Origin of the sequence: Massilia scottii, from assembly GCF_030846495.1 — a bacterium.
GTDB lineage: Bacteria > Pseudomonadota > Gammaproteobacteria > Burkholderiales > Burkholderiaceae_D > Telluria_A > Telluria_A violaceinigra.
Genome location: NZ_JAVCWM010000013.1, coordinates 50667 through 63955, shown reverse-complemented (window position 1 = coordinate 63955; position 13289 = coordinate 50667). Strand labels below are relative to the sequence as shown.

Annotated in this window: 7 protein-coding genes; 4 read left to right on the top strand and 3 right to left on the bottom strand. The window is 66.3% G+C overall.

Annotated elements, in window-relative coordinates; all coding sequences use genetic code 11:
• Positions 1 to 20: 20 nt before the first annotated feature.
• The gene (locus RBA41_RS18940; RefSeq protein ID WP_306625764.1) at positions 21 to 1463 is read right to left on the bottom strand and encodes a dihydrolipoyl dehydrogenase; all 1443 of its coding nucleotides are present in this window, start codon (positions 1461 to 1463) and stop codon (positions 21 to 23) included.
• A 174-nt stretch (positions 1464 to 1637) separates the two neighbouring features.
• Between RBA41_RS18940 and RBA41_RS18935 the strand changes: the two genes are divergently transcribed.
• Entirely contained in the window at positions 1638 to 2555 is a 918-nt protein-coding gene (locus RBA41_RS18935) for an ArgP/LysG family DNA-binding transcriptional regulator (protein WP_306625763.1), read from the top strand.
• 74 nt (positions 2556 to 2629) lie between these two features.
• On the opposite strand, the gene RBA41_RS18930 is transcribed toward RBA41_RS18935, so the two are convergent.
• The gene (locus tag RBA41_RS18930; RefSeq protein WP_306625762.1) at positions 2630 to 4651 is read right to left on the bottom strand and encodes a primosomal protein N'; all 2022 of its coding nucleotides are present in this window, start codon (positions 4649 to 4651) and stop codon (positions 2630 to 2632) included.
• A gap of 752 nt (positions 4652 to 5403) precedes the next feature.
• Positions 5404 to 6489 (bottom strand): uroporphyrinogen decarboxylase, encoded by a 1086-nt coding sequence (gene hemE, locus RBA41_RS18925; RefSeq protein WP_306625761.1) that lies wholly within the window; start codon positions 6487 to 6489, stop codon positions 5404 to 5406.
• A gap of 129 nt (positions 6490 to 6618) precedes the next feature.
• Between hemE and RBA41_RS18920 the strand changes: the two genes are divergently transcribed.
• The 3 genes from RBA41_RS18920 (at position 6619) to RBA41_RS18910 (ending at position 13268) form a co-directional block, all read left to right on the top strand.
• Entirely contained in the window at positions 6619 to 8568 is a 1950-nt protein-coding gene (locus RBA41_RS18920) for a dipeptidyl-peptidase 5 (protein ID WP_306625760.1), read from the top strand.
• A complete protein-coding gene (locus RBA41_RS18915) occupies positions 8565 to 12704 on the top strand; it encodes a DEAD/DEAH box helicase (RefSeq protein WP_306625759.1) in 4140 nt (1379 codons plus the stop codon). The genes RBA41_RS18920 and RBA41_RS18915 overlap by 4 nt, the downstream gene beginning before the upstream one ends.
• A 78-nt stretch (positions 12705 to 12782) precedes the next feature.
• On the top strand, positions 12783 to 13268 hold the full coding sequence (locus RBA41_RS18910; RefSeq protein ID WP_306625758.1) for a hypothetical protein: 486 nt from the start codon (positions 12783 to 12785) through the stop codon (positions 13266 to 13268).
• Positions 13269 to 13289: the final 21 nt, after the last annotated feature.

The window sequence follows — 13289 nt, the reverse complement described above, 5'->3', positions numbered from 1 at the left end:
GAATCCGCGGCTCCCGGCATCTACACGCCCGGTGTGTTGTCCGGCGCGCTGCTCGCTGTCGGGGCGCCTTTTTCCAGCTCCGCCGCCAGGTCGCGCAGGGCGGTGCGCACGCCTTCTTCGATCACCGGATGGTAGAACGGCATATCGAGCATCTGCGCCACCGTCAGGCGCGCCTGGCAGGCCCAGGCCAGCAGGTGGCCCAGATTTTCCGCGCGCGGCCCGATCATCTCGGCGCCCAGGAAACGGCAGGTGCCGTATTCGCCGTACACGCGCAGCATGCCGTGATTGTGCAGCATCACCCGGCTGCGGCCCTGGTTCTCGAACGACACCTTGCCCACTGCGAACTTGGGCTTGCCTTCGGCGCACAGCTCCTTGTAGCTCTCGCCCAGGGTCGCGATCTGCGGCTCGGTGAAGGCAATCGTCAGCGGCGTGCGGCGCAGGCCGGGACGCACGTCGGGATAGCGGCCGGCATTGTCGCCCGCGATCCTGCCGTGGTCGGCGGCTTCCGGCAGCACCGGGCGCTCGTTGTTGGCATCGCCCGCGATGAAAATATGGCTGGTGCCGCACTGCATGGTGGTGGCGTCGAACAGGGGAATGCCGCGCTCGTCCAGTGCCAGGCCGGTGCTGTCGATGCCGATCTTGTCGACGTTGGGCGTGCGCCCGGCCGCCACCAGCACGTAGGCGAAGCGGTCGGTGTGCTCGGCGCCGGCGGCGTCGCGCGTGACCAGCACCACTTCCTCGCCATCCTGCTTGGCGCTGACGATGCGTTGCTGGAAACGCAGGTCGAGCTCGCGTGCAAGGGCCTTGGCGGCCACGTGCAGCACTTCCGGATCGCTCAGCTGGGCCACGCTGCCGCCGCGCGCGAACACGCTCACGCGCACGCCGAGGCGGTGCAGGGCCTGGCCCAGTTCCAGCCCGATCACGCCGGTGCCGATCACGGCCACGGATGCGGGCAGGTCGGTCCAGTCGAACACATCGTCGCTGACGATGATGCGATCGCCCACATCCTTGAGCTGAGGCAACATCACCGGCGTGGAACCGCTGGCAATGACGATGCGCGCAGCCTCGATCGTGGTGTGCTCATCGACCTGCAGCGATTGCGGCCCGGTGAAGCGGGCGTGGCCGCGCAGCTTGTCCTGGTCCGGAATGGTATCGACGCTTTCCAGCACGAAGCCGACGAAGCGGTCGCGTTCGCTGCGCACGCGCGCCATCACGGCCTTGCCGTCGATGCGGATGGGGCCGGGGTGAACCCCGAACTGGGGCGCCAGCGCCAGCATGTGGGCGGCCTCGCTGGCGGCGATCAGCAATTTGCTGGGCATGCAGCCGACGCGGGCGCAGGTGGTGCCGTAAGGGCCGCTTTCGATCACGACCGCGGTTTTCCCCTGGGCGCGGGCGGCGCGGTAGGCGGCAAGACCCGCGGTACCGGTACCGATGACGGCGACGTCGACGTGTAACTTGTTCATGGCGGACTCTTCTTCAACTTGAGGTACAACATGGGATGCCGGGGACTGCTGTTTTCAGGCGTCAACGATACGCCAATTTTCAGTTTACCGTGGCGCACCGCTATTGCGCGTTGGCAGCACCGGCCCAGGCGTATTAGTATTGCTCATCAAAATTACCATGGATCAGCTCTACTGATGAGTAATCTCGACTATCGCGGCCTGGCCGTGCTCGACGCGGTGGCGGCGAGCGGCAGTTTCGACGGGGCGGCGACGCTGCTGGGAATCAGCCAGCCGGCGGTAGCGGAGCGCATCAAGGCGCTGGAAGACAGGTGCGGGCGCCTGCTGGTGGTGCGCGGCACGCCGTCGGTGCCGACCGGGCTGGGGCAGCGGCTGCTGGTGCATTTCCGCCATGTCAGACTGATGGAAGCGGCGCTCGATATCGACCTCGGGCGCGACACCAGCCTGCCCGCGCTGGCCCTGGCGCTCGACGCCGACAGCCTGGCGACCTGGTTCGCGCAAGCGCTGCCGCCGCTGCTGTCGCCGCCGCGCTGCCGGTTCCACATCGAACTGGCCGACGGCGAGCGCGCGCTGCGGCTGGTGCGCGAGGGCGCCGTGTTCGCCTGCGTGGCCGAGGCCGAGGCCGATGCCGATGCTGCCGGCGAAGCGGCGGTCGGCACCACGTCCACGCCGCTGGGGCTGCTGCGCTACACCTGCGTGGCCACGCCCGCGTTTGCGGGACACTGGTTCGGCGACGGCTTCATTGCCGAGGCGGTGGCACTGGCGCCGGCGCTGGTCAGCGAGCGCGGGCAGCTGGCGCGTTTCCTGGCACGCGAGTTCGGCGCCGAGGTGCGCTTTCCCCATCACACCATGCCGGTCTCGGCCGCGCTGGACAACTGCATCCTGCACGGCGTGGCCTACGGCCTGATGCCCGAGCTGAGCGCGCTGAGCCGGATTGCCACGGGACAGCTGATTGATCTTGCGCCGGGGCGGACCTGGAGCACGGCGCTATCGTGGCATGCATGGAACATCGACACCCCCTTCACGCACGCCCTGACCGAGCACATCGTCACCAGCGCCCGGCGCTACCTCCCCCCAACCCTAAAAATTTCCTAACCGGGGTCAGACCTCCGACTAGCAACAAAAACGTTTCGAATCGGAGGTCTGACCCCGGTTAGGAAACTATTGCTTCAGATATCGAGGGGGTCGACTTCGAGCGACCATTTGACGCGGCTTTTCATGGCGCGCAGCAGGGCCAGCCATTCTTTGAGGAAGGCTTGCAGCGCCGGCCGCGAGGGACTTTCAACCAGCAGCTGCGCACGGTCGACGTTGTGCACCCGCGTCATCGTCATCGGAATCGGGTCGTTCAAGGTAATGCCGTGAAATACCAGCGCGTCGCGCGCACTCTCCAAAAAGCCGATCGCCGTTTCCAGCTCGGGCGCCTCGGCCCGCAACAGCGCCTGGTACAGATACGGCGGCAGCGCAGCCTGGCGCCGCTCCGCCAGCAAATCGGTGGCGAAACGGTCGTAGTCGTGGTTCACCACCGCCGAATACAGCGGATGGCTGGCGTAGCGCGTCTGGATCAGCACTTCGCTCACGCTGCCGCCTTCCGTGCGCGCCGCCCTCCCCGCCCGCCCCGCCACCTGCATCAGCTGCGCGAACAGGCGCTCGCTGGCCCGGTAATCCTGCGAGAACAGCGCGGTGTCGGGATTTAATATGCCCACCAGCGTCAGTTTCTTGAAGTCGTGCCCCTTGGCGACCATCTGGGTGCCGATCAGGATATCGACTTCGCCCCGGTGCACCGTGTCGAACGCGGCCTGCGCACTGCCCTTCAGGCGCGTGGAATCGGCGTCGATGCGCAGGATGCGCGCCTGCGGAAAAACCTGCTGCAAGCCTTCTTCCACGCGCTGGGTGCCGCGCCCGAGCGGCTGCAGGTCGACATTGCCGCAGGTCGGGCAGTGGCGCGGAATGCGCAGCTCCAGGCTGCAGTGGTGGCAGCGCAGCCGGTGCTCCGGCTTGTGCAGCACCATGAAGGAAGTGCAGCGCGTGCAGTTGCTGATCCAGCCGCACGATTCGCAGCAGATCACGGGCGCGTAACCACGCCGGTTCAGGAACAGCAGCGATTGTTCGCCGCGCTCCAGGCGCTGGCGCAGCGCGGCCATCAGGTAGGAGGTGATGCCGTCGACCGGTTTGTCGCGCTCCATGTCGAGCAGCTTCACGCGCGGCAGCACCGCATCCTTGACGGCGCGCTCGCGCAGTTCGAGCTTGCGATAGCGCCCAGAGCCGGCGTGGTGCCAGCTCTCGAGCGAGGGCGTGGCCGATCCGAGCACGATCGGAATCTTCAATTGGCGCGCGCGCCACACCGCCAAATCGCGCGCGGAGTAGCGCAGCCCTTCCTGCTGTTTGTACGAAGGGTCGTGCTCTTCGTCGATGACGATCAGCTTCAGGCGCGGCAGCGACGCCAAAATCGCCAGGCGCGTGCCGAGGATGATGCGGGCCTGCCCCTGGTGCGCGGCCAGCCAGTGCAGCATGCGCTCGCCCTCGGACAGGCTGCTGTGCAAGGTGGCCAGCATCACGCCGGGAAAGCGCGCGCGGATGTTCCCTTCCAGCTGCGGCGTGAGGTTGATCTCGGGGACCAGGATCAGGATCTGGCCGCCCTCTTCGCGCGCCAGCACCTCGGCGCAGGCCTGCAGATAGACTTCGGTCTTGCCGCTGCCGGTCACGCCGTACAGCAGGATCGGGGTGAAGCCCTGCGCACCGCCAATGGCGTCGGCCGCTTCCTGCTGCGCGCCGTTCAGCAGCGGCATGTCGAGCGGGGTGTGGTCGTGCACAGGCGCGCTCCTGGCCAGCTTTTTCAGGGCGCGGTCCAGCGCCACGGTGGTGAGCACGCGCAGGTTCTTGGGCAGCCCGGGCAAGGCCACTTCGCCTAGCGGGCGCTGATAGTAGTCGGCGGCAAACGCCGCCAGCGCGATCCATTGCGGCGACAGGGGAGAAAGCTGGCTGCGCACGCCCAGCGCATCTTTGAGCTTGTCGGCCGGGACCTCGGTGTCGTGTTTGACGGCGACGATGAGCCCGACTACCTCGCGGCGGCCGAAGCTGACCAGCGCCAGCTGGCCCACCAGCGGCTCCTCGCCGGCGGCGCACGGCCAGCGGTAATCGAAGCAGCTGGTGAGCGGCGTGTCGAGCGCGATGTTGAGGATGCAGTACGCCATCAGGGTCGGTGTCGGTCGGGGTCGGCGGGTGTCAAAAAGAGGATCGTCATGGATGTCCAGGACATCGGTTAAAGCAGCTTCAGCTTGTGGACAACTTTGTGGACAAACAATTTGTGCGAGGCCAAAAGCTTTGTGCTTGCACAATAGATGAGCCTAATAACTGAAAATCAAAGAAATTTAATCCTTTTAAATCAACCACTTGAAAAAACCGCCTTGGGAGACGGGGAAAACCATGTTTTACCGGCGTTCTGTGCATAAGTGAGTCGGCAGGGCAGCAAAATGTAGTCGTCCGGCCAGCCTGGCGCTGTGGATAAGCACAGCCGGCGGGCCGCTTGCGAAGGCTGCCGAAGTGCCACCCGGAAACCACAAATTTGCCCTACCGACACAGTCCTGCACCATCATGCAGCGCAGCAAACACTTCATGTAAAACCTTCACATATTCGCTAAGTCGCGGTAAACGCGGGACTTTTCATTTTTATCCACACAGCCTGTTGATAACTTTGTGGACAATGCTGGAAAAACCGCGTTTTCCCTCTGTATCTTGTCCACATTCGCACCGTGCGGCTCGACAGGGGAAATTTATAATCCGTTAAAAATCAACCACTTGCAAGTATCGGAAACTTTTCCCGGCCGCCTTCTTTTTAATCAGGGGTGTTTTTGAAAATTGTGAATAAGTGGGATATTGTCGTTTAGAAAACAGGTTCTGCGGGGTAGCGAACCCACCTTGCCAGGGTGGCATCGCTGTAGCCAGACTACAGGCCGGCGCGCTGCTGGCGGCTGAAGCTGTGGACCGCCTCGACCATGGCAGTGACCGACTCCGGCGGGGTGAACTGCGAGATGCCATGACCCAGGTTGAACACGTGACCTGAGCCGTCGGACGGCTTGCCGTAGCTGGTCAGGGTACGCTCGACTTCGGCGCGGATCTGTTCCGGGCTGGCGAACAGGATCGCCGGGTCGAGGTTGCCCTGCAGCGCCACCTTGTGGCCGACCAGCGCGCGCGCGCGGCCCAGGTTGACGGTCCAGTCCAGGCCGACCGCGTCGGCGCCGATGTCGGCGATCTGGTCGAGCCACAGGCCGCCGCCCTTGGTGAAGACCACCGCCGGGATGCGCACGCCGTCTTTCTCGCGCTTGAGCTGGCTCATCACCTGCTGCATGTACTGCAGCGAGAAGGTCTGGTAGGCGCCGTCGGCCAGCGCGCCGCCCCAGGAGTCGAAGATCATCACGGCCTGGGCGCCGGCGTCGATCTGGGCGTTCAGGTAGGCCGCCACCGCGCTGGCATTGGTCGACAGGATGTGGTGCATCAGGTCCGGGCGGTTGTACAGCATCTTTTTGATGGTGTGGAATTCCTTGGAGCCGCCGCCTTCGACCATGTAGCAGGCCAGGGTCCACGGGCTGCCGGAAAAACCGATCAGCGGCACCCGGCCATTCAAGGCGCCGCGGATCTGGGTCACCGCCTTGAAGACGTAGTCGAGCGAGTCCAGGTCGGGCGCGCGCAGGGCCATGACGTCGGTCTCGGTGCGCAGCGGACGCTCGAACTTGGGGCCTTCGCCATCGACGAAGTACAGGCCCAGGCCCATCGCGTCGGGGACGGTGAGGATGTCCGAGAACAGGATCGAGGCGTCCAGCCGATAGCGGTCGATCGGCTGCAGGGTCACTTCGGTGGCGTAATCGGGGTTCTTGGCCAGGCCCAGGAAGGAGCCGGCCCGCTCGCGCGTGGCGCGGTATTCCGGCAGGTAGCGCCCCGCCTGACGCATCAGCCACACAGGGGTGTAATCGGTCGGTTGGCGCAGCAGCGCGCGCAGGAATGTGTCGTTCTGGAGCGGGGCGAATTGGGGCATGGGAGAGAGTCGGAAGCTTGAAGAAAGGCGCTATTATCGCATTCCCGCGCCGCGCGCCGCGCACCGCCATTTGCACGGGGCCGGGGTATTATCTATCATGCCATACCACCGCCAACCCAGTGAATCCCCATGACAGCTTCGACCAGCCCACAGAGCGCCCCTTTCGGCCTCTGGCCTTCCCCTATCAGCGCCGCCACCGTGGCCGCCGGCGCCACCCCGCTGTCGCAGCCGCAGGCCGATGGCCTGGACGCTTACTGGCTGGCCGGGCGCGCCAGCGAGGGCGGGCGCACCACCCTGCTGCGCCAGCGCGGCGCCGAGCTGGTCGAACTGACCCCGGCCCCGTTCAATGTGCGCAGCCGCGTGCACGAATACGGCGGCGGCGCCTATCTGGTGGCGGCGGGCACGGTGTATTTCTCGAACTTTGCCGACAACTGTATTTACGCGATCTACCCCGGCCAGACGGCGCAGGCGATAACGCGTCCGGGCAGCGCGCGCTACGCCGACTTTGCGCGGGATGCGGCGCGCGAGCGCCTGATCGTGGTGCGCGAGGACCATGCCTTCCCCGGCGCACAGCCGGTCAATACCCTGTGCGCGGTCGGCGCCGACGGCAGCGAAACCATCCTGGCCCACGGCAGCGACTTTTACGCCGCGCCGCGCCTGTCGCCGGACGGCCGCGCACTGGCCTGGCTGAGCTGGGACCATCCGCGCATGCCCTGGCAGGGCACCGAACTGTGGCTGGCCCACATCAATCCGGACGGCTCGCTGGCCCCCGCCACGCTGATTGCCGGCGGCCCCGAGGAAGCGGTCTGCCAGCCCGAATGGTCGCCGGCCGGCGTGCTCCATTTCGTGTCGGACCGCAGCGGATGGTGGAACCTGTACCGCCTGGCCGCCGGCAGCGTGCAGTCCCTGTGCGAGCGCGCCGCCGAATTCGGCACGCCGCACTGGAGCTTCGCGGTGTCGATGTACGGCTTTCGCAGCGACGGCGAGATTATCTGCACCTATATCGAAAACGGCGTGAGCCGGCTGGCCCAGCTCTCGCCCGAGACCGGCAAGCTGGCCCCGATCACCAACCCGTACGAGGAAATCCGCGAGCTGCGCGTGGGCGGCGGCGCGGCGCTGATCCTGGGCGGCTCGCCCACGATTCCCCTGGAACTGGCGCATTTTGATCTGGCCAGCGCCCGGCCGCACGTGCTGGCGCGCTCGATCACCGACCTGCCGGCCGACGCCTACCTGTCGGTCCCGGAGAGCATCACCTACGCCAGCGGCGGCAATGGCCAGCGCAGCGCGCACGCGTTCTACTACCCGCCCTGCAACGCCGGCGTCACGTCCGATGCGGCAGCCAAACCGCCGCTGATGGTCATCAGCCACGGCGGCCCGACCGGCATGGCCGCCAGCACCCTCAAGCTGGCCACGCAGTACTGGACCAGCCGCGGCTTCGCGGTGCTGGATGTGAACTACGGCGGCAGCAGCGGCTTCGGCCGCGCCTACCGCGACGCCCTCAAGGGCCAGTGGGGCGTGGTCGACGTCGACGATTGCGTGGCCGGCGCGCGCTACCTGGCCACGCGCGGCCTGGTCGATCCGGAGCGCCTGGTCATCCGCGGCGGCAGCGCCGGCGGCCTGACCACCCTGTGCGCCCTCACCTTCCATGATGTGTTCAAGGCCGGCGCCAGCTACTACGGCGTATCGGACCTGAAGGGCCTGGACGACGACTCGCACAAGTTCGAGTCGCACTACAACGAATACCTGATCGCGCCAAAGCCGGAATCGGAAACGCTGTATCTGCTGCGCTCACCCATCAACCACACCGACAAGCTGACGCGCCCGATGATCTTCTTCCAGGGCCTGGACGATAAAGTCGTGCCGCCGCAGCAGTCCGAGGTGATGGTCGACGCCCTGCGCGCGGCCGGCGTGCCGGTGGCCTACATGACGTTGGAGGGCGAAGGGCATGGCTTTCGCAAGGCCGACAGCATCGTGCGCACGCTCGAAGCGGAGCTGTATTTTTACCTGCGCATTTTCGGCCTGGTCGCGCCCGACCAGCCGGCCGTGGTGGCGATCGACAATCTGCCCGGAGCTGCATGAGCGGGCAAGACGCAACGACGATGCGTGCCCGGTTCGCGCAACTGGGCCTGCTCGAAAAAAATATCGCCGCCATGCTGGCGATGGCGGGCGAACCGATGGGCCGCATCCGCCTCCAGGAGCACCTGGCCAGCGCCGGCATCACGGTCAGTAACGACGCCATGGTCGAGGCGATGGAATCGCTGCGCGCGCTCGGCATGGCGGGCGAGCTGCAGCACCGCGGCTGGATCGTCACGCCCGAAGTCACCTGGCCGGCACTGAGCGCGGCGCTCGACGCCGGCCAATTCGGCCCGCTGGCCGCCGCCTACGACAACCTGACCCCGCTGCGCCGCAACTGGGAAGGCTTCGCCATCCTGCGCAGCTACCGCCAGGGCGTGGCGCTGCTGCGCATCGCGCTGGCCAGCGGCCAGGGTCCGGCGCTGGTGGCGCCGCTGCTGGCGGCCTGCATGAACTGCCACGAGGCGGGCTACCTGCATCCGCTGGTCGATATCTGCGCGCGCCCGTTCGAGCCGGAGCTGTTCGCGCGCATCCACCCGCAACTGCGCGATGAGGTGCTGCGGGTGCTGATGGAGAACGCCCAGCGCGAACCGGCCAGCGCGCCGCAGCTGCGCGTGTTCGCCGAACGCCACCTGGCGCAGGGCGCGTGCTCGATGGGGCTGCGCATCGTCATGGCCGAACACCTGATCCTGTGCGGCCGCCTGGACGACGCCTCGAACCTGCTGCACGACATGGACGATGCGATGGCGCTGTTCTACCGCAGCGTGATCCTGCTGCTGCGCGAGCACCACGCCGAGGCGCTGGCCGGCTTCGACCAGGCGCTCAAGTCGCTGCGGCGCGAAACCGGCAAACGCAAGATGACCTTTCCCGGCATTGGCGGCCACCTGTACGTGCTGGCGCTGCTGCGCAGTCCCGATCCCAAGCACCACAAGCTGGCCGAGGCCTATCTCGACATCGTCACGCGCGCCGTGCAAAGCCACGATACGGCGGTCTACCAGCAACTGAACATGCTGCGCCAGATCCGCGGCGGCACGGTCGACGCGGCAGTGCTGCCCACGCGCAGCTGGGAAAGCGCGCTGCAGCCGTTCATGTTCCGCGCGCTGCTGCATTACTGGCTGGCGCTGCCGCAGCTGGACGACAAGCGCGCCCAGCTCGAACAGATGATGGCGCAGGCGACCGAGGGCGGCTTCGACCTGGTGGCGGCGCAGCTGGGCGCCCTGCTGGGGCGCATCGGCGCCGTCTCGCACGAACAGGAAGCGATCGGCCTGCGCCAGCGCCTGCGCTTTGCCGACATGAGCGGCTGGTTCGAGCGCGAGGAGCCGTGGGAGCGCCAGCTCAATGCGCTGATCAACCTGCAGCCGGCGGTGAATGTGGAAGTGGTCAAGGAAGCGCGCCTGGTATGGGGCCTGCGCTTCGATCCGCTGTACGGCGTGCAGGACATCGAACCGCGCGAACAGAAGCGCGACGCCCAGGGCGGCTGGAGCCGCGGCCGCGCCATGGGCTTGAAGCGCCTGTCGGAAGACGCGGCCAGTTTCGACTTCCTCACCTCGCAGGACCTGCACGTGGTGGCGACCCTGAACGCCTATAAATACTACAGCGGCGGCGGGGTGCGCTACGAATTCGACATGGACAAGGCGGTGGCCGCGCTGATCGGCCACCCGCTGCTGTTCTGGATCGATGCCCCCGGCACGCGCGTGGAACTGCTGCCGGGCGAGCCGGAACTGATGATCAAGGCACGCGCCGGCAATGTGACGATCACCCTGCAGCCGCCGATTCTGGATAACACCGACGACGTGTGCGTCACGCGTGAAACGCCGACCCGCCTGCGCGTAGTGCGCATCAGCGACGAACACCGCCGCATCGGCGCCATCGTCGGCAATGGGCTGGTGGTGCCGCTGCACGCGGAAAAGCAGGTGCTCAAGGCGATCGGCGCGATTTCGTCGATCGTCACGGTGCAGTCGGACATCGGCGGCAGCGCGGCCGACATCGCGCAGGTCGACGCCGACAGCCGCCTGCACCTGCACCTGCTGCCCTACCAGCATGGCCTGAAGATGCAGGTGCTGGTGCGCCCCCTGCCGGACGCCGGCGCCTACTATCCGCCCGGCTCGGGCGCCGAAAGCGTGATCGCAGACGTGGCGGGCGCACGCGTGGAAGCGCGGCGTAACCTGAACGCCGAACGCGAGGCCGAACGCCAGCTGGTCGGCGCGCTGCACGTGCTGGAGCAATCCGAATCGGACCATGGCGAATGGCTGCTGGCGAACCCCATCGAGTGCCTGGAACTGCTGGCCGAACTGCAGGAACTGGACCCGGCGAAGGTGCTGCTGGCCTGGCCCGAGGGCGAGCCGTTTCGCCTCGCGAAAAAAGCCGATTCGAAGTCGGTACGCCTCTCCATCAAGCGCGACAAGGACTGGTTCGCGGCCAGCGGCGAAGTGCAGGTCGACGAAAACCGCATCATGGACTTGCGCACCCTGCTCGATATGCTCAGGGAAAACGGCAGCCGCTTCGTGGCGCTGGGCGACAACCAGTTCATGGCCTTGACGTCCGAACTGCACCGGCGCCTGATGGAGCTGTCGGCCTTCGGCACCCCGAGCGCGGACGGAATCAAGGTGCATGCGCTGGCCAGCTTCGCGCTGGAAGACCTGGCGCAGGATGCCGGCAGCGTCGACACCGACAAGGGCTGGCGCGACCATCTGGCGCACATGGAACAGAACGCGGCCTTCGTGCCGCGCTTGCCGAGCACCCTGCAGGCCGAACTGCGCGACTACCAGGTCGAGGGCTTCGAGTGGCTGGCGCGCCTGGCTCACTGGGGCGTGGGCGCCTGCCTGGCCGACGACATGGGCCTCGGTAAAACGCTGCAGGCGCTGGCCCTGCTGCTGTCGCGCGCGCCGCAAGGCCCGGCGCTGGTGATCGCGCCGACGTCGGTGTGCATGAACTGGATCAGCGAGGCGGCGCGCTTTGCACCGACGCTCAACGTCAAGCTGTTCGGCAAGGGCGAGCGCGCCGCCATGCTGGCCGAGGCCGGGCCGTTCGACCTGGTGATCGCCAGTTACGGCCTGCTGCAGCTGGAAGCGCCGGCGTTCGCCAAGGTGCGCTGGAACAGCATCGTGCTCGATGAAGCGCAGGCGATCAAGAACACCGCGACCAAGCGCTCGCAGGCCGTGATGGCGCTGCAGGGCGAGTTCCGCATGGTGGCCACCGGCACGCCGCTGGAAAACCACCTGGGCGAGTTGTGGAACCTGTTCCGCTTCATCAATCCGGGCTTGCTCGGCACCAGCGACCAGTTCAACCTGCGCTTTGCCGGGCCGATCGAACGGGCCCAGGACAAGCGCGCCGAAGCCGGGGCGCGCCTGCGGTTGCGGCGTTTGATCCAGCCGTTCATCCTGCGCCGCACCAAGGCGCAGGTACTGTCGGAACTGCCGCCGCGTACCGAAATCGTGCTGCCGGTCGACCTGACCGAGGAAGAAACGGCGCTGTACGAATCGCTGCGGCGCGACGCCATCGCCAAGCTGGCCGCACTCGAAGCGCCCGAGAGCCAGAAGTCGATCCAGATCCTGGCCGAGATGATGAAGCTGCGCCGCGCCTGCTGCAATCCGGCGCTGGTGGCGCCGGAACTGGGCCTGCAAAGCAGTAAGCTCACCGTGTTCGCACGCCTGCTGGGCGACCTGCTCGACAACCGCCACAAGGTGCTGGTGTTCAGCCAGTTCGTCGACCACCTGACCCTGATCCGCAAGCATCTCGACGAGCGCGCAATCAAGTACCAGTACCTCGATGGATCAACCCCGATGCAGGAGCGCAAAAAGCGGGTCGATGCGTTCCAGGCCGGGGAAGGCGATGTGTTCCTCATTTCGCTCAAGGCGGGTGGAGTCGGCATCAACCTGACGGCGGCCGATTATGTGATTCACATGGACCCGTGGTGGAACCCGGCGGTGGAAGACCAGGCCTCGGACCGCGCGCACCGCATGGGGCAGCAGCGGCCGGTGACCATTTACCGGCTGGTGGCGCGCCACACCATCGAGGAAGGCATCGTCGACCTGCACAAGCACAAGCGCGACCTGGCCGACAGTCTGCTCGAAGGCAGCGATGTGTCGGCGCGCATGTCGCCGGGGGATATGCTGCGCATGCTGCAGGACGGGCTACGGTAAGGCTATGCAAGCTTGTAGTAGCGTCCGGCGCAATTCCATGACATCATGCGTTTTTATTAACCAATATTGATTGAAGCCATGGAAGAGCAAACCGAAGTCACAAATCCCAACGGCGCTAACGTGATCGGCGTCGTGTCCTGGTTTGGCTACGCCGGCGTCGGCCTGCTGGCCCTGGTGCTGTTCGGCGTGGCGCTGCCGGTGGCATTCAGCATCGGGACGATTTCCGCCATCGTGGTGTTCGTGGGCTCGGCGCTGTTCGTCGGCTACCGCATCATGATGCTGCGCAGCGTGCAACTGTACTACGACGATACCGGCGTCTGGCTGTATTCGGGCGTCCTGCCATGGCAAAAGGGCGCCGGCGGCGTCAAGTGGCGCGACATCGACAGCGCCAGCTACACGCAAGGCTTCCTGAGCTGGATCACGCGCTCCTACACGGTGCGCATCGCACACCGCTTTACCAAGAGCAGCGAAATCGTCCTGACCAACATCGCCAATGGCGACAAGACGGCGATCGAGATCAACACGATCCACCAGGAGATGCTGCGCACCGGCCGCGCAGGCTGAGTCCCAGCCGTTTCCATTTGT

Coding starts and splice junctions, on each gene's coding strand:
- hemE (WP_306625761.1), bottom strand. CDS start 6,489: ATGCCCCAATTCGCCCCGCTCCAGAACGACACATTCCTGCGCGCGCTG.
- RBA41_RS18940 (WP_306625764.1), bottom strand. CDS start 1,463: ATGAACAAGTTACACGTCGACGTCGCCGTCATCGGTACCGGTACCGCG.
- RBA41_RS18920 (WP_306625760.1), top strand. CDS start 6,619: ATGACAGCTTCGACCAGCCCACAGAGCGCCCCTTTCGGCCTCTGGCCT.
- RBA41_RS18935 (WP_306625763.1), top strand. CDS start 1,638: ATGAGTAATCTCGACTATCGCGGCCTGGCCGTGCTCGACGCGGTGGCG.
- RBA41_RS18930 (WP_306625762.1), bottom strand. CDS start 4,651: ATGGCGTACTGCATCCTCAACATCGCGCTCGACACGCCGCTCACCAGC.
- RBA41_RS18910 (WP_306625758.1), top strand. CDS start 12,783: ATGGAAGAGCAAACCGAAGTCACAAATCCCAACGGCGCTAACGTGATC.
- RBA41_RS18915 (WP_306625759.1), top strand. CDS start 8,565: ATGAGCGGGCAAGACGCAACGACGATGCGTGCCCGGTTCGCGCAACTG.